The organism is Streptomyces sp. NPDC102467 (assembly GCF_044765445.1).
Lineage (GTDB): Bacteria > Actinomycetota > Actinomycetes > Streptomycetales > Streptomycetaceae > Streptomyces.
Genome location: NZ_JBIWKA010000026.1, coordinates 1 through 20,017 on the forward strand (window position 1 = coordinate 1; position 20,017 = coordinate 20,017).

Consider the following 20,017-nt stretch of genomic DNA (forward strand, 5'->3'; position numbering starts at 1 on the left):
CCGGGATCACCGTCGAGCGCGTGCTGACCGACAACGGCTCCTGCTACCGCTCACGCGACTGGCGCGACCTGCTCAGCACCTCCGGAATCACCCACTGACACCGAGTTGCGGCCAGAGAACGCGCGGTCGACGGCGAACCTCTTCAAACTGCCGATGTTCTACCAGTACGGGGTGGGCTCAGTCGGGTTCGGGGCCTGGCGAGAGCTGGCCGTGCACGTCATGACCACCAACTGGGTTCTCGGGAACGAGTAGGAGGGCTTTCCGTTGATGTACCACTGGCGCATCCTGCCCGACTCCCCTCCCGAAGGGTTCGCCGACGACTTCGGAGGCATCGACGGGGCGGTCGCGCACTGGGAAGGCTCATCGGCCGTGCGCGAGCGCCTGGAGGCCATCGGCCGGTCTTCGTCCAGCCTGGTGCTCTTCTTGGAACACGTCCCGCAGACACTCGGCGACTGGCTGCACGACTACCGGAACGCCGGGCCGGAGGGCGGGAGCTCGCCGTACCCGTGGGTGGAGGAGACCCTGACGCGAGGGACTGCCTTCATGAGCTCACACGGACTCGTTCACTTCGACGCCCACTTCGCCAATGTGCTGACCGACGGTCGACTGCTGTACTTCGCGGATTTCGGACTCGCCCTGAGCTCCGGCTTCGAACTGACAGCAGCCGAGGCGGAGTTCCTCTCCGACCATTTCGCGTACGACCGCTGCCACACCATGAACCATCTGCTCCGCCACCACCTGCCCGATGGGCTGCGCGGCGGTTTGGAACACGAGGTGTTCTTGCGCGAGTGGATCGCCGGTCACCAATCCGATGACGTCCCGCGCGAGATCGCCGCGATCATCGACCGGCATGCTCGAGCCGCCGCAGTCACAGACGAATTCACCCGCCGTCTGCTCACCGAGAGCAAGCGGACGCCCTTTCCGGCCGCCGAAGTCAGGCAGGCTTGGACCACTGAGGCCGCGGCACCCCACTGAGGCCAGACTGCCGCAGAAAGCCTGGCCACGGTCAAGTCGGCCATATGGGGCTCTTCGCGGTGTCATACGAATACCACAGCCTTGGAATACGTACCCGGTACCAGCTGCCCGCCCAGACCCCTCCCCCGCCGACGTTGACCGTCGGCCGTCGTCACCGAGCTGACGTGGCCAGCCACTCCCGCAGCGGCCAGGCCCGGGGAAGGCTAGGTCCGGGCCTGCGTCGGCCCGCTGGTACGGGGGTGGCCAGCGGGCCGACCCAGTCATGCTCGCACGCCAGGCCCTTTGTCGGCGGGCAGACCGGACTGAACGCTGCGCTGTCGCCATCTTGTAGTTGCTGGTCAGGATGGTTGCGTGATGGTCCGTGCGAGGACATGTGCTGGTGGTGGGCGGGAGTCTGGTATGTGAATCGTCCGGCAGGGCCGGTTCACGGGTTCCTGCCCGCTGCGACCAGTACCGCTTCTACGCTCCGGGCATGTCGGACACCGAGATTGCAGAGCGGAGCTCCGCGCGTCGAGCGGAGCTGGACGAGTTGAGCTTCGCCCTCAGGGCCCTTCGGGCGATGGGGCCGAGGTCATTGACGACGTCCACCAGTACGGCGAGCTGTTCCAGGGAGTCCAGCGCGTGTACGGCGCCCTCGGGATCGACACCCTCGTAGAGCTCAAGTCCGATGAACGACGCGCTCACCGCGCGGGCCAGGCCGGCGCTGTCGGCGACCTCGGCCAGCGGGCTGTCGCACAGCACGCGCTGGACGACGGACTCGATCTCCACCGTCCATGCACTCATCGCGTAGCGGGCGGCACTGGCCAGGGCCGGGTCCCTGCCGGCGGCGCCGGACATCAGTTGCGCCATCATGGCGACGTTTCCCGCGTCCCGCTCGCGCTGGTGCAGTTCCCGGCCGGTCCGCAGCAGGTCAGAGAGCGATGCGACCTCGGCGAACCGATCCCGGTAGTAGTCGACGGCCGCGTCCACAGCCTGGCGGCTCGCCGCTTCGAGGAGCTGACTGACCGTCCCGAAGTGATAGAAGATCAGCGCCTGGTTGACACCGGCCCGCGCAGCGATGACGCGCGCCGACGCACCGGCCACGCCTTCCTCGCGCAGCGTGTCCGCAGCTGCAGTCAACAGCCTGGCCCGGGTATCACTCATCGGTGAGCCCGCAGCAACGGTGGTGCGAACGTGACAGCCGCCGTCGCCAGCAGAGCCAGCACAACACCGCCGACCAAGCCGAACACGGCACCTTCCACGCCTGCGAAGGCACAGGTCGGCAGGTAGACGAAGGTTCCGACGACCAGGCCGGAAACGGCACCGGCGGCCGCGCCGAGCGAGGCGCCCCAGCGCAGGTACCGGCCCACCACAAGCGAGGCGCGGGCACCAGGGCTCTGCCCGCCGGGCAGCGACCCTGCCCCATAGGCGATCTGCGGGCCGAGTGCTGCGCCCAGGAGAAGCCCGATCCCGACGAGCGCGAGGGCGACACCGGTAGGCACGTCGATCGGAGCGGTGCAGAGGGACGCCGCTCCTGCCGCGGCCGCCCCAGCGACCGCGCCGGACGCAACCCGTGCTACCCGTGCGGACCGCGTGAAGCGTGCCAGGAAGCGCAGTACCACGCCGTCGAATACCCCGACCACGACACCGACCAGCGCCCCCTCGACCGCTCCGAACAACGTCCCCACGAGCGGCCAGTCGATCGACCCCGCGATGCCGCCCAACACCGCCCCGAGCCCCGCCAATGCCCCGCCACCGCGGAGAATCCATGAGATTGCGCCGTCGGCCCTAGCCGTCACACCGTTGGCAAGCATTGCGCTCCCCTATTTTTGAGCACTCGCTCAACCTGGAGGCTAGCATCTACTTGAGCGGTCGCTCAAGTAGGTGGAGAAGCGTGACCGTTGAGCTCGTAACAGATCAGGCTGCAGGCCAACGAGACGAAGGCGTCGTGGAGTTCGAGGCGTCGTTCCCAACGCACGGCGAGGCGCTTGAACTGGTGGAACAGGGCGAAGGTCTGCTCGACGACGTAGCGGAGCTTGCCGAGTCCCTTGATGTTCGGGGCCCCCTTTCGGGAGATCGCCGGCATGACCCGGCGCTTGCGCAGTCCGCGCTGGACGGCCTTGGAGTCATACGCCTTGTCGACCAGGAGAGCGTCGGGTCGACGTCGCGGTCGGCCGGGGCGTCCGGCCACGGGCGGCAGACCGTCGACCAGGGCGAGGATCTGGGTGATGTCGTTGACGTTCGCCGCGGTGGTGATGACGCGGAACGGAGTGCCGCGTCCGTCGCAGATCAGGTGGTGCTTGCTGCCTGTTTTCCGCCGGTCGACCGGCGACGGACCGGTCGCGGCTCCCCTTTTTTCGCGCGGATGTGGGAGCCATCCACACACGCGCGGGACCAGTCGAGTTGGCCGGCCGCGTGCAGCTTCGCGAGCAGGAGGCTGTGCAACTGAGCGAAAACCCCTGCCCGCTGCCAGCGATCCAGCCGCCGCCAGCAGGTCTGTCCGGAGCCGAACCCCAACTCCAGAGGCAGAAGTTGCCAGGCGATGTCCTAACGCTGCCTGGGCCGTCGGGTTACTTACGGCCGGGGCCGGAGTGACGCAGTGCGGTGCGGGCGGCGTTGCCGCCGTCTGACGACTCCCGGCCCGGGTTCCGGCCCTTTCCATTCAGGTGCTGGCCGGTGATCCGTTCTTCTCTTCGGGTCCTGGCCGCCAGCACGCCGACTGCCGGCCTAGGCCCGAAGAACGGGGCCCCGGGTCCGAGGACTGGCGGCTCGGCAGAAGGTCGGCGGGGACATGGCCCTGGGCGATCTGGGCCGACAGAGCGGTAAGTTTTTGCTGCCGGGAGCGGGCGTGGGTGCGCAGCCGGGCGAAGGCCTCCAGGGGAAGCGAACTCACCGCGCCGTCACCCCGTCCCCTGCCACCAACTCCCCTGCGGACGAACCGTCGTAGACGACGCCTCGTCCGCACGAGGGACTGCGCGGCATCAGGAGTGCCTCCGTGCAGCCTCGGTGCCGAGCCGCTTCGAGCGCACGCCGCGCTCCGTCCACGAACTCCGCCGTCACGTCACGTCCGGTGTCCTCGACGACTCGCGCCGTCCCGTCGAGCACGGCGTGCCCGTCACCGCCCACCAGCTCCGCCGGGCGCCTCGGGGTCGGGAGCCCGCCCGCCACCTCCGGACAGAAGGACACGACGCCCCGACCTTCGACAGCCTCCTCGACCGCTGGTGACGCCCTGTGCCGCCCGTCGAACCGGCATGGCACCCCGCGCAGACACGCGCTGACCAGAATCGCCTCCCTGGCATCCCAGGCTACCCAGGCGATCGCTACGGACCGTTACCGGGTAGGCCCTCCTCACTCTGGCGCCGAGGCCACCGTCGTGATCGCGCGGGTCGGGAGTGGGCTGGAGTAGACGACGCTGGTCGTGACCGCGCCAAGTCCGGCGATTCGGCCCGTCGTCGTCTCCAGGTGGCGCATGGAACGGGCGAGGACCTTGAGCATGAAGCAGTCCTCACCGGTGACGTGGTGGGCTTCCACGATCTCCGGCGTGGTCGCTACCAGATCTCGGAACGGCTTGTAGTTGCCCGTGGGGTAACGGAGGCGGACCAAGGCGAGAATGCCGAGTCCAAGCCGTTCCGGGTCCACCACCGCCGAGTAGCCGCGGATCACGCCGCTCTCTTCGAGCCGCCGCACCCGTTCGGTGACAGCACTGGCCGACATGGACACGGTTCGTGCCAATTCGGCGTAGCTGGCGCGGCCATCCTGCTGCAGCGCTTCCAGGATGCGTATATCAGTCTCGTCAAAGGAAACAGCGGTCATAAGCGAGAAATACCACGGCATCACCGGTCAGGGCCAGACATGGCCGTCGATCATCTGTTCTCGCCCGTGGCTACGCCTCGTAGCGTTGCCCTCATGACCAACACCGCAAGCCCTGCGCTGCACACACCGCCTGCGGCTCCCGCCGAAGCCGCCGCTTTCTTCGCCGCACGCCTCACCTTCCAGGCGGACGCCTCCGACGTCCGCGCCTCACTCGACTCCGGCGACCCGGGCTTCGTTTTGATCGACTCACGCGGAATCGCTGGCTGGCAGCAGGGCCACGTGGGAGGTGCGGTCCACTTGCCCACCGCCGACATCCCGGCACGAGCCGCGAGCCTGCTCGACCGGCAGGTTCCGGTCATCACCTACTGCTGGGGACCTGGCTGCGACGGCGCCACCCGCGCGGCGCTCGCCCTTGCCAGGCTCGGCTATCAGGTCAAGGAGATGATCGGTGGCATCGAATACTGGATCCGCGAAGGCTTCCCGGTCGAATCCCTGGCCGGTACCGAGCAGGCCGAGGCGGACCCGCTGACCACCCCGCTCGGCTCCATCACCTGCGCATGCTGACGGACACCCCACGGCCGGGCGGCGCCATCCGTTCAGCCGTGCCGACCGACCTGCCCATGGTGGCGCAACTGTGCGCTGCCCATGTCGCGTTCGAGCGTGCTGAGCCCGTCTCCGCAGATCTCGCGGCTCGCCTGGAGTCCGCCTTGTTCGCGGCACGCCCGAGGGCTTGGTGCTTCGTGGCCGATCACGAAGGAGAACTCGTCGGGTATGTGACGTGCTCACTGGAATTCTCCACCTGGCAGGCGGCTGACTACCTCCACCTTGGCTATGTAGGTGAGCAGGGGGTTCTGGCACAGATTTTGGGCTCTGTCGCAGATTTGGGGGTACGTGCTCGTTGATCACGGGGAGAGCAGGATGCGGCGCCGCAACAGGTCGAAGTTGGCCCGGCCGTGCATCTGTCTCTTCAGCAGCTTGATACGGGTCACGTTGCCCTCGACTGCGCCCGAAGTATGCGTGGTGGTAAGGGCCGTCAGGATGGCAGCGCTGTCGCGCCGCATGCCGCCTGCCAAGGTGCGGAGTTCTCGCTGCCCGTCGAGGCGGACATCGGCGAGCCAGACCTCGAAAGCCAGGTGCTCGCTGTTGCGTTCGCGCAGGATGACAGCGAGACGGCGGGCGTATTCGGTGGTCATGGCCAGCACCGGGCTGCGGTCGCAGAGGCCGTTCAGGCTCTTGCGTTCGGTGTCCGTCAGGTGCTCCGGCCGGCGCATGATCCAGTCAGTGACGCGTCGGACCGTCAGCTGAGGGAGCGCGGCGTCCGTTGGGATTGCGCCGGTGCGATAGGCGCGAAGGTGTCGTTGGACGGTGCCAGGGCCGCCGCGGTAGCCCAGCTGCTGGATCTCTCGCGTGAGGGCAGAGGCATTGGTGCACCCCTCCAGCCAGCGATGATGCACGTAGAGGCGGTAGTCGTCGATCATGCTGGGACGGTCGGTGGCTGCGGCAAGGAGTTCTTTGGCGTCGGCAGCCTCGGCGAAACGAATCACGGTGCCCCGGCTCAGGCGGAGTTCGCGAGCGATCGCGCGCAGGCTGTCGCCGCGCTGAATGCGCTCGTGGATCTGCTGATACCGCTCGCGGGTCCGTGCCACCAGCGGACGTGGCCGCCCATGGATGTCGACCTCAGTAGCCGATGTTTCCCCAGCAGGTGCTGCACCGGCCGATATCGGCAATGGTTCACGCAGCTCAGCACGGTGCCGGCCAACGATGCGCTCCACGGCTTCGGCCAGGTTGTGGAGCACGTGCCAGATGTCGGCAACCTGCTGGGCCCGCGGTGCTCCGGCGCAGGCACCGTCACGGAAGGAGCCGGCACGATCGCGGCAGATCATCTGGATTTCCGGGTACTGCCTGAGCCAGGACGCGAACGTGGCGGCCGTGCGGTCGGCGAGCACATCGACGGGACGGTGGGTGGCCATGTCGATCAGGATGGTGGCGTACTTCCGCCGACGGCGCAGGGCGAACTCATCGACGCCCAGAATCTGGACGGGGCCGTGCTCCGGCTCGGGCATGGACCGGATCAGCCGGAGCATGGCGTCCTTGCCGATGGTCATGGACATCCGGTCGGCCAGCCGGGCACCGGGGCGACCGCCCAAGAACAGGGCGATGTCCGTGAACAGCCCTGTCAGGGCATCGGTCCGCCGCGCGTACCGGCATGTCAGCTTCGGTATCTGCTCGGCGAACGTTCGACGCGAGCACGCGGTGTTCTCGCAGGTGAACCGACGTGCTCGTATCCGGATCTGCAGACGCCGTCCAGCGATAGGCCGGTCCGCGAGCCGCCGCTTGTCATAGCAGTGCACCCGCGACGATCTCCGGCCGCACTCCGGGCAGACCGCCCCGTGGCCCCGGGCCCGAACTGCCACGAGCACTTCGTCCTGGGCAAGCGTCAGCCGCTCAACCTCGACAGCCGCACCGGGGAAGAGGAGATCGGTAACGCTCAAGTCCCCGTTCATACCCAGGTGATGCCCACGACGCTGAGGCAGCCGCGACCCCCAAATCTGCGACAGAGCCCACTTCTGTGGACCTGTTGCGGAGCGTGACTGGTGACGGCCCCGGTGGCGTGCGCCGGTGAGCGATCGTGCAGGCTGGACACATGGCCAGTCGCGTTGAGAAGTACCTCGCCCATCTTGATCGACTTTCTGGAGGAAGGGAGCCCCGCTTCTTCCCTGTCGAGTCGACCAAGCAGGGGCTGCCGGGCGTGACGGAGATTGTTTACGACAACCTGCCGGACGGACTTCTCACGGCGCTCACCTACGGCTTGTCGCTGGCGGAGCATCCCGATTGGCAGCACGGCTCGCCGGAACTCTGCCTCAGCGTGAACTCGACCAACGTGATCTGGGCCCACGCCGTGGGCTTCCTCGCCGAGCAACTCCGTGGAACCTGCCCATTCAGTTACGGCAGCACGATCAACTTCGGTGAGCGCATCGTGCCCGAGTCAGAGATGACGGCATTCTGCGTGTTCGCGCCGCTAGTCCTCGACAGAGACTACCTGGGCATCGACGTCGGCATTCCGGGACACGAGGGCCACGACGTGATCAACATCCAAGGGATGTACCCCATCCACGAGGTCGAACGGCAGTTCATCAACGAGTACGGGATTGAAGCCTTCTGGAAGAGCGACTGGGAACCCACCAACGTGCTCCGGCGTCCCGCGATCTGATCTGATCTGAGGAGAGCAGCTGGTGGACAGCATCAGGCGAGCAGGACTCGCTTGCGTAGGAGCGCGAAGCCGGCTCGGCCAAACATCTGGCGCTTGAGCATCTTGATCCGGTTGACATGCCCTTCGACCGCGCCCGAGCTCCAGGGCAGAGTGAGTCCGGCGGTGACGGCGTCGAGTTCGCGGTCGATGCCGGCGGCGAGGGTGTGGAGGCTGGGCAGGTCGTCCTGCCGGACGGCATCGAGCCAGGCTGGCAGGTGTTCACCTTGGCGCTGCGTGAGCATGATCGCGAAGGAGCGGACATGCCGGGTAAGGGCGTCGACACACCGCCCACGTCGGTCAGGTCGTGCTGCTGATGCTCTACGTCGCCACCATCACGACAGCCCTCGCCTATCCGCTGTACTTCGCCGGGGCCGCCGCCGTCCGGGCGGCCACCGCTTCGGTGGTGATGCTCATCGAGCCGGTCAGCGCGGCGATCCTCGCCGTGCTGTTCCTCGGCGAGCGGCTCACCACGGCGACGGTCATCGGCACGGTGCTCATGCTCGCGGCCATCACCGCAATCGCCGGATCCCGGCTGAACGCGACGGACCGACAAAGGAACGAGGCTGGTCGGCACGGACACTCCGTGCGACTCGGCGTTGCCGCGTGCGTTGGACAGACCTACTCGTCGGCGATGGGGCTGCTCTGCGCGGCGTTCTTCCTGACTCCCGCGGCGGTGTTCTCTTCGGCCAGGAGATAGGGGGACCGGGGCCAGGAACGCGCGGTGCCTGGAGTGGGCTTCGTGATCGGCCTCAGCGCGGGAGGGCGGAATGAATCCCTGGACGGGCCAGGGCTGTGCGTCCAGGAACCGCAGGGCCATAGCCGCGCGGTGTCCTGCTGGGTGGGTGCGTTCGCGGCGATCTCTCTGCGTCCCTGAGCCGTCGCAGCGGTGAAGGACGGTTTCAGACGCCGGATCTGCAGGGGGTCCAGCACGGCCAGGGACGGCTTCGCCGTGAAGGGCGGCCCCAGGACGACGCCCGCGTGAGCGAAGTTCGAGACGAGGAACAGCGGCAGGTTTTCACCGGCGAGTCCGACGGAGACCGACGTCTTCCAGTCCTGGGCGAGCAGCCACCGCTCCTTGGCCTGAGCGAAGGCCTCGTTGTCGTCCGGAGTGGGAACCTGGGTGCGCAGCCAAGTAAGCAGGTCCCAGTAGGACTCCTCGGCATGCATCGAGGCCTCGTGCAGTTTGGCGAGGAAGTCGTCCGTGGCCTCGCACGGCAATGCCGCGTTGAGCGGCGGGCGGTCCTGGCGTCCCATCCGCCAGGTCATCATCCCGTACTGCTGACCGACTTCCACTGGCGCTTGAGGAGTTTGATCTTGCAGTTGACGCCTTCGGTGCGGCCGTTGCGCCAGGGCAGGGTGAGGGCGGAATCGACGGCGGCGCGGTCGCGTTCCAGGCCGTTGGCGAAGGCCTGCAGGAAGGGCAGGTCGGCGGCGCGGGTCTGGTTGATCCACTCGGTGAGCCGCTCGGCGTTGCCCGGGCAGGGGGCAAGGAGCCCGGCGAAGGTGCGGATCTGGTCGGCAAGAACGGTCATCTCGGGGCAGGCGGCGGCAAGTTGGTCGCGCAGCGCGCTCCGCCGATCGTCGAGGCGGTCGGGATGGCGGGTGAACAGGCCGGTGACCTTGCGGGGTGACAGGGCCGCGTGGTCGGCTTCGACACGGCCCTGGTTGATGTAGCGGACCAGGAGGTTGGCGCTGCCGGTGTAGCCCTGCTCGCGGATCTCCGCGAGCAAGTGGGTGACCGGGGCGGCCGGGTCGTCGGCGCGTCGCTTGCGCAGGTGGTCGCAGTAGGAGTTCGTGGACTTGCCGCCAGCGTTCTTGGGTGGTGACCGCCCGTCTGCCCTCGGGCAGCGGCGGGCCGAACTTTCCCCAGCACGAGGCGTGCGCTGCGACCTCCTTCAGGACCGTCTCGGTCAGGCCGTGCCACAGGTGCCAGCGGTCGCTGACCTGGACGATTCCGCGGTCGGCGTCGGTGGCGGCCTGGGCGAAGCCGGCGGCACCATCCCGGCACAGCACCTGGATGCCAGGGTGCTCGCGCAGCCAGGCGGTGACCGTGGCCATCGCGCGGTCGGGCAGCACCTCGACGCGCTGCCCGTTGTCGGCATCGATGATGATCGTCGCGTAGCGGTGCCCTCTGAGCAGGGCGAACTCATCGATCCCCGCCACCCGGGGGGTCCGCCGGTCAGGCAGCGGGATTCGCATCAGGCAGTTCAGGACGGTTACCGCGGACAGCGTCTGGTGCAGCACCGTCAACAGCCTGGCGATGGCGGTGCCGGCCAGGGCCGTCGCGAGCGCCTCGACGAGCCGCCGTAGAGCCGGAGGTCTGCGCTGGTAGCGCTCGGTTAGCCCGTCGACCTGCTCGACGAACGTGGCCCTGGTGCAGTCGGAGTGCTCGCAGTACAGGCGCCGCACCGAAATGTCGATCATTACTGGTCTCCCGCCGATCGCCTCGTCGGCGACATGCCGCACATAGCGGCTGTGGTCCCAGTCCGAGGGCTGCCCGCAGCCGGGACAGTCCACCGGTCTCCCGTCCGGCGTCCGCACCATGATTCTGACCAGGCGGGTACCCGACTCCACTGCCTCGACCAGCACCGATGACAAGTGCGGCAACAGCTCCGTCAGCTCGACCTCACACGCCACCACCTTGCCGCACCGGCGCATCCGCACTGGCAAGTCCCACCTGCTGATCGCGCTGGGTACCGAGGCCGCGATGGCAGGCTTCCGGGTGAAGTACACCCTGGCAACGAAGCTCGTCAACGAACTCGTCGAAGCTGCGGACGAGAAGCAGCTGACCAAGACGATCGCCCGCTACGGCCGTGTCGATCTTTTGTGCATTGACGAACTCGGCTACATGGAGCTCGACAGGCACGGCGCCGAACTGCTGTTCCAGGTGCTGACCGAGCGGGAGGAGAAGAACAGTGTCGCCATCGCCTCCAACGAAGCCTTCGGCGGCTGGACCAAGACGTTCACGGATCCCCGGCTCTGCACGGCCATCGTCGACCGGCTGACCTACAACGGCACGATCATCGAGACCGGCACCGACTCCTACCGCCTCGCCCAGTCCCGTGCCAAGGCAGAACAAGCCGCCGTGACCTGAACAGAGCCGGGGATCTTGCAGTCAGTCCACCATGGCGCGATGGCGCGCTTCCCGGATGATGCGATCGGCGGTCTCCTCGGGAGTGAGGGCCGAGGTGTCGAACCACCAGCCGACATCGCCGAGCTCGTGCTTCATGGCGGCATCGAGATCTTCATAACCGTCGAAGTCGAACCGCTCCCGTGGATCACGGAGGGTGTTGCGGGACTGGCACGCCTCGATGCCCGGTGCGAGTACGACGAACAAGACCTGCCGGGCCGGGAGGAGAGAAACGAAGAAGTCCAACTGCTCGCGGTCGGGGATCACCCAGTCGATCACGGGCGTGAAGCCGGCGTCGGAAAAGTTGTTCGCCAGCGTGCACAGATTGCGGTTGCACAGCTCCACTTGCCGCGCTGCCTCGTCGGCAGGCTCGCCAAGGGCCCAGACGTGACCGCTGACGATCAGCCTGCTGATGAAGTCGCCGTCAAGCCGGGCGGAGTGGGAGAGGCGTTCGGCAACGAGTCTGGTCACCGTCGACTTACCAGCCCCCGGCATCCCCGTCACGATCAGGCAGTCCGGCGTCTCAGCAGTGATCACGCGCGCAATCGTGTCAGCGCGCCTGGTGGTCGGCAATCGTATTTTCGAGGCTCGGTCCTCGTGAGCTGTCCGCTCCGGCACCCGGGCCAAGAACGCCCCCGCCCAGTCTCGGGAGTCCGCGAGCGAGAGCCCTTGCACGTCTGGCCCGACGGCCGCCTGGCCGTGCGGTGTTCCTAAAACTCGCCGACATTTCTGCGGCCGAGCCCCCTCAAGCGTTCCCGGAACTCTCCATCACACGTTGCTGCTTCCCACCGACACAATCAACCCGGGGTCTGGAGCGGGACGTCGACGCCGTCATCGCCGGGCTCACACTTCCGTACAGCAACGGCCCCACTGAGGGCGTGAACACCAAGACCAAACGGATCGCACGCCAGATGCACGGACGAGCAGGCTTCACCCTGCCCCGCCACCGCATCCTCCTCGGATAGCAGCACGCTCCGTTACCACCGAAAATGAGACAGGGCCGCTCGTTTGACAGTCCCCGGGCTCCCTGCTACCGACCGCGCGGCCGAACGCGAGATGGTGGCCCTGGCACTCGAAGAGGAACAAGAAGCAGACCTTAGCGACGAGTTGAGAGTGCGGCACAGCCCTGATGAGGATGCTTGGACCGCTGACGTGGCGAGGTTTCAGAGCGCGACTCGAGGATGTCCCTCATGACCAACTCGTCACCGAACATCACAGATCACCGGAACTGAACAGGCACACGCCGCTTGAGGCGGGCGTTCAGCGAAGGGTCCGAGCAAGGCACAGCAGGCGTTCCAGCGGGGTCTGGCGGCGCTTGCGCAGTGGGTGGAGCGGGAAGGGGCGGGCCGGTCGGTGCCGCGCGGCCATAACGAGGAAATCGCGGTCGACGGCGAGGCGGGGCCTGTGGCGGTGAAGCTGGGCGTGTGGGTCTCGAACACCACGGCCCGGCGGGACAAGCTCAGCGTGGAGCAGCGGGACGCGCTGCGCGGGCCAAGACGTACGCCACGGCTCTGGAGCAGGCGCCCCTGGTGGGAAGAGCTGACGTAGCCCAGCACGTGAAACGGGCGGCGGCTCGTCTTAGCGGTCGCGCCCGAGTCCGGCGACGAATGCGGTCCAGGGGCCGGCCGCCACAGTGAACGGTGGGCGCGCAAGGTCTTTGGAGTCGCGGACCTGGACCGCGCGGTGGCCACGGGTCACCTCTACACAAGCAACGTTGTGGTCGTTGCTGCGGGAGCTCTTGTGCCAATCCGTGGACGGCAGCATGCGTTTTCCCCTTCCGTGTCAGGAGGAGCGGCGCCGGTTCGGCCCCAGCGTTGACGTGATGTGTCTCGTCCGCCGCAGCTAGGCCGTATGTTCGGCCGGCGCGGGGGCGGTGGCTTGCAGCGGGAGCAGGGCCCACACCTGCCGTCCTTCGGCCGTCATCTCGGTGCCGCAGCTGGCAGTGCCCAGATCACGCAGTCCGGTCAGGATGTCTGTCGTCTCCCGGGCCTCCACCTGCTGGTGGCTGAGGCACAGGACGAGGGCCATACCGTCCTGGTCGGACAGGTGGACGCTGACGCGGCGACCGCCGTCCGCGACGACCGTGTTGGTCAACAGTTGCACCACCGACTCGAGCGCGTCGGGGGCGGTGAACCCCCAGTCGGTCAGCTGCGCCGTCACCTGCCGGGCGGCTTTGGCCGGCGTCCAGGCCGCGGATTCCAGCATCCACGACGTGCCGCGGCGGTTCTTCATCACGGGATGCCCGGCGCGGCCGGCACGCTGCGGGACGGGCAGGCCGGCGAGGAGGTCGCTGCGGGGCGGGTCGGGCGGCGGCGGGTTCGGCGGCTTCTTCGGGGGCGGCGGTGTCTTCGGCGGATAGTCGGGCCGCGGCTTGCTCGCCTCAGGCTCAACGGGCTTGTCCATGACGGCCTCCCGGTCAGACCCTCATCGTAGGGCCCGACAGCTACCGGGGAGGCCATGTCGTCAACAGCCAACCAACAGCGGCCGCACGGGACGTGCCCCGCGGATGCAGGCGGGACGGCCGTGAGGTAGGACGGCCCTTGTTGTCGCAGCGGGCCTGCCCGGCGCACCAACAGCCGCAACCTGCCGTGATCGAAAACCGGGAGCAGCAGCGACGGGCTATCGCGTAGCGTCGTCAGATGTCGAGTGATCCGTGGAAAGACCTGGCATCGTCCCTGACTCGTCTGCACGATGTGTACTACGCCGACCACGTCAAGATGGTGACCGGCCCGGACTTCTGGACGGCTGACTCCCCCGCCGCGGTCGAGTCGGCTCAGGAGCCCTACGCGCAGGTATGGGGCGCCGCCCCCACACGCGATGCCACCATGAACGTCATGCTCCCGGTCGCCGCGGCCCTGGACCACCTCGCCGCCCTGGCCACCCTCCTCACCAGCCCCGCCACCGTGTACGCCCCCTTCACGGTGGCGCGTAGCGCGATCGATATCGCTGTTCAGGTCTGGTACGCGCTCGAACCCGGCATCGGGGCGCGAGAGCGCGCCGTCCGCCATGTGAACAGTCGGCTGCGCAGTCTGTGTGTTGGCGGAGCGCACTTGTTCCGTAGCTGCGGTATTCCAGTGCCGAGGCGTCACGGAGGCCACGTGCCATCGCCTGTCCTCGGGGGAACCAGCTGTGACTGAGCGCGGTAGTTGGCCGCGCAGAGCGGTGGTCGGGCCAGCCCCCTTCGGGTACGTCTGGAGGCCGTCGCTAGGCTCCGGGCCCATGACCAGTGATTTGGGGTTCACCTGCGCGTGCTGCGGGGCCCACCACCCTGAGCTGCCGATGAACTACACGACGGAAGCCCCCGCCGTGTGGGAGCCGGCCTTCGCCGACGCCGAGGACTGCTTGCTCTCTACGGACCAGTGCATGGTCCACGGGCAGCACTACTTCGTCAAGGGCTTGATCGAGATACCGGTCATCGGCAGTGACGAGGTGTTCTCCTGGGGCGTCTGGGTCTCGCTCAGCCGAGAGAGCTTCTCCCGGGCCTCGGATCTGTGGGACAGGTCAGGTCGCGAGGCTGAGAAGCCGTACTTCGGCTGGCTCACCACAGATCTTCCGGTGTACCCGGCGACGACGCTCAACCTGAAGACGCGCGTCCATACCCGTCCGGTCGGCGAGCGCCCCTTCATCGAGCTGGAGCCCACCGACCACCCCCTCGCCGTCGAGCAGCGCACAGGGATCAGCCTGGAGCGCGTGCGGGAGATAGCGTCAACTGTGCTCCACGCCGATGCTGGCGAGCAGCGGTAATGGCTGACCAGCCCGTATCGCCCGTCCCGGTCGCGCCTGCCGGCCTGAGCCGCAGGGCCCAGCGGTTTATCGAGACGGAGGGCATCCGCGTTCACCGGCAGGGCATACGACGCCACCGCGACGCGTGGATCGAGCACGGGATCCCCACTGCGGAGATCGAACGGGCAACTGCCTTCCAGGACCACTGGGGCGGCCTCGCCTTGCCGCCGGCCCCGTTCTACGAGGGCGGTCCGCGCATCATGGACGCCGATTGCCCCGAGGAAATGCCGGCGGAAGGCTGGTCGTTCCCGGCAGGGGACTGCCGGGTGTCCATGGCCTACAGCTTCGCGATCGGCCCCGACGGTGCGTTCGGTATCGCCGCGGACCGCTGGACGCCCTTGCATTCCAGCACTGAGGGATGGGTGGAATCCCTGGCGCTCGCCGCTCATGCCCGTCGCTGGGCCACGACCGTCACAAGGGTCACGCGCAAGGCCGTCGATGCACTGGATCTCGGCGAATTCGAGCCGGTCCCCGAAGTGCAGGGTGTGACGGACTCTTGGTGGCGGGGCAAGGACTCCCTCATCGCCGTGTATCGGGGTGAGGCCGTGGGCCTTGGCGCCCCGCAATGCCTCGAAGCGCACATCTACGGGGGCCTCGACCAGTGGGGCCTCCATGGCGGCTGACCCTCGGGCCTTGGAACTGGGTCTGCCCATGCTCAGTAACAGCAGGGCAAGGAAGGGGGCTGGCTCTGTTCCGCGGCGGCAAGGCAAGATCACTGTGTGATACGCAATCCTCACGACGATGCCGAGTTGCTGGCCTTGGTTCGCCGCTATGTCACGCCCGAGCGGCGCTACCTGAAGCTCGGCGGCGGCTTGCTGCGCATGCAAAGTCCTGAGTGCGACCGATTCAAGCGAGATCTCCGTGAGGACGCAGGACTCATCACCGCCGATGAGATCGCCAAGCTGCTTGAAGGCGGCTGGCGAGAGCGGAGAACTGCGGCTTGGCTCGTAGCTGTCTCCCGCCGGACCGATTTCCGTGAGCGTCTCGGGGAACTCCTGCTGGCCAGCGAGGTCTGCTGCACTGGGCTGGCCTACAGCGTGACCCTGGCCAGTTTTGGAACGGCGCGGGACGCCGATCTGCTCGCCGCCTACCTGGATCGCTATCTCCGTCGTCCTGACCTCGGGTACGACCAGACTGTCGTCATGGGCGCTCTGCAGTTCATCGACCTGAACCTCAAAGGTGGTCAAGCCGACCGCTTCCGGCAACCGGGTGGCCTGTGGGAGCAGTGGCTCCAGGACGCACCGCACATGCAGGACGACTCGGACCCCACACCCTCCTCCTTGAGCCTCATTCGTCGGCTCTGCGCGTTCATCGACGAAGGGTGCGGATCCTCTGAGGGGAAGCGGCCGGTTGGTCGGTGCTGATCGGGGTGTGTTCGGCTGGGTGCCTCTCTACCGTGGGCGGTGGAGGAGGTGATCCTGATGGGCTCGTTGTTCGAGGAGTTGGAGGCCCGGGAGGCGGTTGCCCGGGTACGGGTGGACGAACTTGAAGAGCAACTGGCTGAAGTGACAGGCCGGTTAGAAGAGGCTCGGGAGGATCTGGGTCGGTTACGGATCGCTCGGGAGACGGTGTCCGAGGTGATGGCCGAGATGTCGGCGAATGCATCCGCGCGGCAGACGCAGAGCCGGAAGCCGTCAGGCCAGACGAGTCCGAGGAGGCATCTGCGTACGCAGGAGCCGAGCGGCACATGGTAGGCGTGTTGGCGGTGCCCCACCGGCGGCCGGGGATGGACACGAGTGTACTCCCGAAGATCTACCGGGACATCGTGGAGGTGGTCCGTGCTGCGCCGGGGCCGGTGCGGGCCAAGCAGGTCGTGCCGAGGATCGGGCTGCCCGCCGAGGTGGGGAAGATCGAGGGGATCCGGGGAAAGCTGAAGCGGCTGGTCGCCCGGGGCTGGCTGACCGAGGGCGATCCGGGCTTGTTCTCTCCGGCCCATCACGAGACGGAGATGGAGCCCAGCTCCTCGTGAAGGAGGGGCTCTTCTCCCTAGAGTCGAAGGTGCCAACCAAATCGACGCTCGCCGAGAAGAGCCCCGGAATGGAACCGTATGACGCAAGCGTGAGTGCTGACCTGTTTGCCCGCTCGGTCAGTGCCTTCGAATCGCTGTTATGCACTCTGCAAGGCAAGCCGGCCCAGTCTTGGACCCACGCTGAGCTGGAGGAACGACTGGAAGAGGCCGGACGTCAACTGCTGCGGCAGCTACTGCAGGATCACCTGGATCTGCGGGCCCGCAGGGAAGAAGCGGCAGCCAGGCAGGAAGTGCGGCCACGGGTGATCGGATCGGACGGACGGCCTCGTCCGTGGCGGGAGACGGGCCACGCACGCCGGCTGGCCTGCCTGTTCGGCCTGGTCCGGGTGGAACGCATGGCCTATCGGGGTCCTTTGATGCCCAATGTCCATCCGGCCGATGCGACGTTGTCGCTTCCTGCAGGCCGGCACTCGATGGGACTGCGGCGGCTCGCGGTGACCGAGGCGGTGCGGGGCTCGTTCGACCGGCGCAGGCGGCGATCGAGCGCCGCTGCGGACAAGTGCTGGGAAAACGTCGCCTTGAGGAGCGCGTGGCCGCCGCCTCCGGTGACATCGACTCCTTCTACCAGCAGCACATTCCCGTCCCCCGCAGCCGGGACGTCCCACTGGTCATCGAGGTCGACGGCAAGGGCGTGGTCATGCGACCGGAGGCTCTACGGCCCGCCACTCAGAAGGCCCGCCGCGCCGCCGAGGCCGGACATCGCAGCCGACTCACGCCGGGCGAGAAGCCCAACCGCAAGCGGATGGCCACCGTGGCCTGCCTCTTCGATGCCGTCCCCGCTCCTCGGCGCCCACACGACGTGATCCATCCGCCAGGCGGACGCAGCGCCCGCCGTCGCATCCGCCGCGGCCCGGCCGCGACACGGAAGTGGAGCACTGCCTCGCTCCTCCACCCGCCCGAGAAGGTCATCTCCGACGTCTTCGCCCAAGCCGAGGCCCGCGACCCCGGCCACCACCGGTGCTGGGTCGTCCTGGTCGACGGCGCCCGACACCAACTCGACCTGATCCAACGCGAAGCCGCCCGCCGCTGCTGCTGCACGATCAACGTGCTCCTGGACTTCGTGCACGTCACCGAGTACGTCTGGACGGCAACCCACGCCTTTCACAAGCCCGGCACCGCAGAGGCCGACGCCTGGGTCGCCGACCATCTGACCACGATCCTCGCAGGTCAAGCCGACCCCGCCGCCCAGGAGATGACCCCCCAGGCCGATCAGGCCGGCCTCCGCGACAGTCGGCGAGAAGCCGTGGATACCTGCTGTCGCTACCTGACCGGCCACCTCGACCAGCTCCGCTACAACATCGCCCTGACTGCGGGCTGGCCGATCGCCACCGGTGCGATCGAGGGCGCCTGCCGACACCTGATCGGTGATCGCCTGGACATCACCGGCACCCGCTGGGGCCTTGTCGGCGCCGAAGCCGTTCTCCGGCTCCGCACGTTGATCGACAACGGTGACATCGATGCCTACTGGCGCCACCACACCGCGCATGAGCACCAGCGCCTCTATCCGGTGCCCGACCAGCGGGGATTTGCCCTAACTGCTTGATCACCGGGCTGTCTTACGAACAGACTGCACCGGTGAACTCCGCACTTCCCGCCTTCCGCTATCACCCGGACCCGCTCGCCAGCGGGTCCATCCGTGACAGCGCCGAAACCTGCGCAAGCTGCAACCGCGCCACGGGATGGATCTACACCGCGACCTTCTACACCGCTCAAGAGGTCGGCGGACGTTTCTGCCCCTGGTGCATCGCGGACGGCAGCGCGGCTGAACGGTTCGACGGCGAGTTCATGGACGCCTACGGACTCGACGGTGTCAGCGAGGAGATCCTGCACGAGGTCACCCGCCGCACCCCCGGCTTCCACGCCTGGCAAGATCCACACTGGCTCATCCACTGCCACGACGCGGCCGCCTTTATCGGCGAGGTCGGCTACAACGAGCTGGCAGCCCACCCCGAGGCCCTCGACCAGCTCAGGCAGGACCTGCGCATGGGCGGCTGGCACGATACCGCCCAACTCGAGCAGTTCCTCACCCACCTTGGCCAAGGCGCCACCGCGATGCTCTTCCGCTGCACCGTCTGCGGCACCCACCTCGCCTACACCGACGCCTCATAACCGCCACTGAGCTCGGCAGCCCTCGAGATCGAACCGATCATCCCTTCAAGGAAACCCCACCCAATTGAATCCGCCCTGCGATCCGCGATCGCTGTGATGAATCAGGCCCGAGCCCTTCTTGATGCCTCGCCGCCACAGGGCCATCTCCAGTGCGTCCAGCGGGAGATCGGTTCGCATGTGGGTGGCGCACTGCCACCCGACGATCATCCGTGAGTACACGTCCAGGACGAAGGCGACGTAGACCCAGCCTGACCAGGTGCGAATATAGGTGAGGTCGGCGACCCACAGCTGGTTCGGCCGACTCGCGGTGAAGTGCCGGTTGACCAGATCGGGTGGCCGGGGTGCGGACGGCTCAGGGATCGTGGTGCGGCGCCGCTGCCCGCGGATCACGCCTTCCAGGCCGTCCTCGCGCATGAGGCGCTCGATGGTGCAGCGGGCCGTAATGATGCCCTCGCGCCGCAGCTGGCGGTGGATACGCCGGGCCCCATAGGTCTCGCCGGACGCGTCATGGATGCAGCGGATGTACTCGATGAGCTGTTCGTCGCGCTGTCGCCGGCTGGACTTCGGGCGCCGACGGCGGGCGTTGAATGCCGAGACCGACAGGTCCAGTTCCCGGCATAGGGGCTCGACCCCGAAGTCGTCGCGGAGGTGGTTGATCACCGCGTCAGCCTCGTGCGGGGCTGGTCGAGCTCCTTCGCGAAAAACACCGAGGCGGCTTTCAGGATCTCGTTCGCCCGACGCAACTCTGCTATCTCCTTGCGGAGTTGACCCAGCTCGGCCCGCTCGGCAGTGGTCAGCAGGTCCGGCCGATCACCTTTGTCGGCCTCGGCCTGGCGGACCCATCCGCGCAAGGCCTCCTTGTGAATGCCCAAGTCCTTCGCGACGAGCCGACCGGACGACCGGAGGTCTGGACTTCACGGACGGCTCGCTCACGCAGCTCGTCGCGGTA

Annotated in this window: 23 protein-coding genes and 8 pseudogenes; 16 read left to right on the plus strand and 15 right to left on the minus strand. The window is 67.5% G+C overall.

What is annotated here, in order from left to right; translation table 11 throughout:
• Positions 1 to 93: 93 nt before the first annotated feature.
• A pseudogene (locus ACIREE_RS38270) lies at positions 94 to 975 on the plus strand (protein kinase family protein); the annotation flags it as partial.
• Between the two features lie 459 nt (positions 976 to 1,434).
• Here ACIREE_RS38270 and ACIREE_RS38275 read toward each other — a convergent pair.
• From ACIREE_RS38275 to ACIREE_RS38300, 6 genes are all read right to left on the minus strand, one after another.
• Entirely contained in the window at positions 1,435 to 2,094 is a 660-nt protein-coding gene (locus tag ACIREE_RS38275; RefSeq protein WP_404163270.1) for a TetR/AcrR family transcriptional regulator, read from the minus strand.
• Between the two features lie 20 nt (positions 2,095 to 2,114).
• On the minus strand, positions 2,115 to 2,768 hold the full coding sequence (locus ACIREE_RS38280; RefSeq protein ID WP_404163273.1) for a hypothetical protein: 654 nt from the start codon (positions 2,766 to 2,768) through the stop codon (positions 2,115 to 2,117).
• Positions 2,769 to 2,830: 62 nt separating this feature from the next.
• Positions 2,831 to 3,340, minus strand: a complete 510-nt coding sequence (locus ACIREE_RS38285; RefSeq protein WP_404163276.1) for an IS5 family transposase — start codon at positions 3,338 to 3,340, stop codon at positions 2,831 to 2,833.
• Positions 3,244 to 3,498, minus strand: coding sequence for a transposase (locus ACIREE_RS38290; protein WP_404163432.1), 255 nt, complete (start codon positions 3,496 to 3,498; stop codon positions 3,244 to 3,246). The genes ACIREE_RS38285 and ACIREE_RS38290 overlap by 97 nt, the downstream gene beginning before the upstream one ends.
• Positions 3,499 to 3,843: 345 nt before the next feature.
• Positions 3,844 to 4,239, minus strand: a complete 396-nt coding sequence (locus ACIREE_RS38295) for a DUF523 domain-containing protein (RefSeq protein WP_404163434.1) — start codon at positions 4,237 to 4,239, stop codon at positions 3,844 to 3,846.
• A gap of 63 nt (positions 4,240 to 4,302) precedes the next feature.
• Positions 4,303 to 4,767, minus strand: a complete 465-nt coding sequence (locus tag ACIREE_RS38300) for an Lrp/AsnC family transcriptional regulator (protein ID WP_404163278.1) — start codon at positions 4,765 to 4,767, stop codon at positions 4,303 to 4,305.
• A gap of 93 nt (positions 4,768 to 4,860) precedes the next feature.
• Here ACIREE_RS38300 and ACIREE_RS38305 point away from each other — a divergent pair, with 93 nt between their 5' ends.
• Positions 4,861 to 5,331 (plus strand): rhodanese-like domain-containing protein, encoded by a 471-nt coding sequence (locus ACIREE_RS38305; RefSeq protein WP_404163280.1) that lies wholly within the window; start codon positions 4,861 to 4,863, stop codon positions 5,329 to 5,331.
• The gene (locus tag ACIREE_RS38310) at positions 5,325 to 5,669 is read left to right on the plus strand and encodes a GNAT family N-acetyltransferase (protein WP_404163282.1); all 345 of its coding nucleotides are present in this window, start codon (positions 5,325 to 5,327) and stop codon (positions 5,667 to 5,669) included. Before ACIREE_RS38305 ends, ACIREE_RS38310 begins: the two co-directional genes overlap by 7 nt.
• On the opposite strand, the gene ACIREE_RS38315 is transcribed toward ACIREE_RS38310, so the two are convergent.
• Positions 5,670 to 7,259, minus strand: coding sequence for an ISL3 family transposase (locus ACIREE_RS38315; RefSeq protein WP_404163285.1), 1,590 nt, complete (start codon positions 7,257 to 7,259; stop codon positions 5,670 to 5,672).
• Between the two features lie 152 nt (positions 7,260 to 7,411).
• Here ACIREE_RS38315 and ACIREE_RS38320 point away from each other — a divergent pair, with 152 nt between their 5' ends.
• Entirely contained in the window at positions 7,412 to 7,978 is a 567-nt protein-coding gene (locus tag ACIREE_RS38320) for a suppressor of fused domain protein (protein WP_404163288.1), read from the plus strand.
• 32 nt (positions 7,979 to 8,010) lie between these two features.
• On the opposite strand, the pseudogene ACIREE_RS38325 reads toward ACIREE_RS38320, so the two are convergent.
• Positions 8,011 to 8,298: pseudogene (locus tag ACIREE_RS38325) on the minus strand (transposase); the annotation flags it as partial.
• On the opposite strand from ACIREE_RS38325, the pseudogene ACIREE_RS38330 reads away from it, so the two are divergent.
• Positions 8,298 to 8,573, plus strand: a pseudogene (locus ACIREE_RS38330) (EamA family transporter); the annotation flags it as partial. The pseudogenes ACIREE_RS38325 and ACIREE_RS38330 overlap by 1 nt on opposite strands.
• 62 nt (positions 8,574 to 8,635) lie before the next feature.
• Here ACIREE_RS38330 and ACIREE_RS38335 read toward each other — a convergent pair.
• Entirely contained in the window at positions 8,636 to 9,271 is a 636-nt protein-coding gene (locus ACIREE_RS38335; protein WP_404163290.1) for a hypothetical protein, read from the minus strand.
• 11 nt (positions 9,272 to 9,282) lie between these two features.
• Positions 9,283 to 10,675: pseudogene (locus ACIREE_RS38340) on the minus strand (ISL3 family transposase).
• 4 nt (positions 10,676 to 10,679) lie between these two features.
• On the opposite strand from ACIREE_RS38340, the pseudogene ACIREE_RS38345 reads away from it, so the two are divergent.
• Positions 10,680 to 11,111 (plus strand): annotated as a pseudogene (locus ACIREE_RS38345) (ATP-binding protein); the annotation flags it as partial.
• Between the two features lie 21 nt (positions 11,112 to 11,132).
• On the opposite strand, the gene ACIREE_RS38350 reads toward ACIREE_RS38345, so the two are convergent.
• Positions 11,133 to 11,684, minus strand: coding sequence for an AAA family ATPase (locus ACIREE_RS38350; RefSeq protein ID WP_404163293.1), 552 nt, complete (start codon positions 11,682 to 11,684; stop codon positions 11,133 to 11,135).
• Positions 11,685 to 11,947: 263 nt separating this feature from the next.
• Here ACIREE_RS38350 and ACIREE_RS38355 point away from each other — a divergent pair.
• Positions 11,948 to 12,112: pseudogene (locus tag ACIREE_RS38355) on the plus strand (ISL3 family transposase); the annotation flags it as partial.
• 292 nt (positions 12,113 to 12,404) lie between these two features.
• Positions 12,405 to 12,695, plus strand: a pseudogene (locus ACIREE_RS38360) (helicase associated domain-containing protein); the annotation flags it as partial.
• Positions 12,696 to 12,725: 30 nt separating this feature from the next.
• Here the strand turns inward: ACIREE_RS38360 and ACIREE_RS38365 are convergent.
• Both ACIREE_RS38365 and ACIREE_RS38370 read right to left on the minus strand, forming a co-directional pair.
• Positions 12,726 to 12,911, minus strand: coding sequence for a DUF397 domain-containing protein (locus ACIREE_RS38365; protein WP_404163295.1), 186 nt, complete (start codon positions 12,909 to 12,911; stop codon positions 12,726 to 12,728).
• 78 nt (positions 12,912 to 12,989) lie between these two features.
• Positions 12,990 to 13,550 carry a hypothetical protein gene (locus tag ACIREE_RS38370; RefSeq protein ID WP_404163297.1) on the minus strand — a complete coding sequence of 187 codons (561 nt, stop codon included), beginning with the start codon at positions 13,548 to 13,550 and terminating at the stop codon, positions 12,990 to 12,992.
• A 236-nt stretch (positions 13,551 to 13,786) separates the two neighbouring features.
• Between ACIREE_RS38370 and ACIREE_RS38375 the strand changes: the two genes are divergently transcribed.
• The 8 genes and pseudogenes from ACIREE_RS38375 to ACIREE_RS38410 all read left to right on the plus strand — a co-directional run bounded on the left by ACIREE_RS38375 (position 13,787) and on the right by ACIREE_RS38410 (position 19,068).
• Complete coding sequence (locus tag ACIREE_RS38375) at positions 13,787 to 14,284, plus strand: hypothetical protein (protein WP_404163300.1); 498 nt, start codon at positions 13,787 to 13,789, stop codon at positions 14,282 to 14,284.
• A 142-nt stretch (positions 14,285 to 14,426) separates the two neighbouring features.
• Positions 14,427 to 14,891: a DUF2199 domain-containing protein gene (locus tag ACIREE_RS38380; protein ID WP_404163436.1), complete on the plus strand. Its 465-nt coding sequence runs from the start codon at positions 14,427 to 14,429 to the stop codon at positions 14,889 to 14,891.
• Positions 14,891 to 15,553: a hypothetical protein gene (locus tag ACIREE_RS38385; protein WP_404163303.1), complete on the plus strand. Its 663-nt coding sequence runs from the start codon at positions 14,891 to 14,893 to the stop codon at positions 15,551 to 15,553. Before ACIREE_RS38380 ends, ACIREE_RS38385 begins: the two co-directional genes overlap by 1 nt.
• A gap of 96 nt (positions 15,554 to 15,649) precedes the next feature.
• Complete coding sequence (locus ACIREE_RS38390) at positions 15,650 to 16,294, plus strand: DUF6000 family protein (protein WP_404163305.1); 645 nt, start codon at positions 15,650 to 15,652, stop codon at positions 16,292 to 16,294.
• A gap of 39 nt (positions 16,295 to 16,333) precedes the next feature.
• On the plus strand, positions 16,334 to 16,624 hold the full coding sequence (locus ACIREE_RS38395; protein WP_404163308.1) for a hypothetical protein: 291 nt from the start codon (positions 16,334 to 16,336) through the stop codon (positions 16,622 to 16,624).
• A gap of 32 nt (positions 16,625 to 16,656) precedes the next feature.
• Complete coding sequence (locus tag ACIREE_RS38400) at positions 16,657 to 16,899, plus strand: hypothetical protein (protein ID WP_404163310.1); 243 nt, start codon at positions 16,657 to 16,659, stop codon at positions 16,897 to 16,899.
• A 68-nt stretch (positions 16,900 to 16,967) separates the two neighbouring features.
• Positions 16,968 to 18,502 (plus strand): annotated as a pseudogene (locus ACIREE_RS38405) (ISKra4 family transposase).
• A gap of 32 nt (positions 18,503 to 18,534) precedes the next feature.
• On the plus strand, positions 18,535 to 19,068 hold the full coding sequence (locus ACIREE_RS38410) for a CbrC family protein (RefSeq protein WP_404163313.1): 534 nt from the start codon (positions 18,535 to 18,537) through the stop codon (positions 19,066 to 19,068).
• A gap of 45 nt (positions 19,069 to 19,113) precedes the next feature.
• Here ACIREE_RS38410 and ACIREE_RS38415 read toward each other — a convergent pair whose 3' ends face one another.
• The gene (locus ACIREE_RS38415; protein WP_404163316.1) at positions 19,114 to 19,728 is read right to left on the minus strand and encodes an IS3 family transposase; all 615 of its coding nucleotides are present in this window, start codon (positions 19,726 to 19,728) and stop codon (positions 19,114 to 19,116) included.
• Positions 19,725 to 19,940: a transposase gene (locus ACIREE_RS38420; RefSeq protein WP_404163319.1), complete on the minus strand. Its 216-nt coding sequence runs from the start codon at positions 19,938 to 19,940 to the stop codon at positions 19,725 to 19,727. The genes ACIREE_RS38415 and ACIREE_RS38420 overlap by 4 nt, the downstream gene beginning before the upstream one ends.
• Positions 19,941 to 20,017: the final 77 nt, after the last annotated feature.

What these genes read in the sequence shown, in the direction of transcription:
- ACIREE_RS38280 (WP_404163273.1), bottom strand. Translation starts at nt 2,768, where the DNA reads ATGCTTGCCAACGGTGTGACGGCTAGGGCCGACGGCGCAATCTCATGG.
- ACIREE_RS38300 (WP_404163278.1), bottom strand. Translation starts at nt 4,767, where the DNA reads ATGACCGCTGTTTCCTTTGACGAGACTGATATACGCATCCTGGAAGCG.
- ACIREE_RS38305 (WP_404163280.1), top strand. Translation starts at nt 4,861, where the DNA reads ATGACCAACACCGCAAGCCCTGCGCTGCACACACCGCCTGCGGCTCCC.
- ACIREE_RS38310 (WP_404163282.1), top strand. Translation starts at nt 5,325, where the DNA reads ATGCTGACGGACACCCCACGGCCGGGCGGCGCCATCCGTTCAGCCGTG.
- ACIREE_RS38320 (WP_404163288.1), top strand. Translation starts at nt 7,412, where the DNA reads ATGGCCAGTCGCGTTGAGAAGTACCTCGCCCATCTTGATCGACTTTCT.
- ACIREE_RS38335 (WP_404163290.1), bottom strand. Translation starts at nt 9,271, where the DNA reads ATGGGACGCCAGGACCGCCCGCCGCTCAACGCGGCATTGCCGTGCGAG.
- ACIREE_RS38365 (WP_404163295.1), bottom strand. Translation starts at nt 12,911, where the DNA reads ATGCTGCCGTCCACGGATTGGCACAAGAGCTCCCGCAGCAACGACCAC.
- ACIREE_RS38370 (WP_404163297.1), bottom strand. Translation starts at nt 13,550, where the DNA reads ATGGACAAGCCCGTTGAGCCTGAGGCGAGCAAGCCGCGGCCCGACTAT.
- ACIREE_RS38375 (WP_404163300.1), top strand. Translation starts at nt 13,787, where the DNA reads ATGTCGAGTGATCCGTGGAAAGACCTGGCATCGTCCCTGACTCGTCTG.
- ACIREE_RS38380 (WP_404163436.1), top strand. Translation starts at nt 14,427, where the DNA reads ATGAACTACACGACGGAAGCCCCCGCCGTGTGGGAGCCGGCCTTCGCC.
- ACIREE_RS38385 (WP_404163303.1), top strand. Translation starts at nt 14,891, where the DNA reads ATGGCTGACCAGCCCGTATCGCCCGTCCCGGTCGCGCCTGCCGGCCTG.
- ACIREE_RS38400 (WP_404163310.1), top strand. Translation starts at nt 16,657, where the DNA reads ATGGACACGAGTGTACTCCCGAAGATCTACCGGGACATCGTGGAGGTG.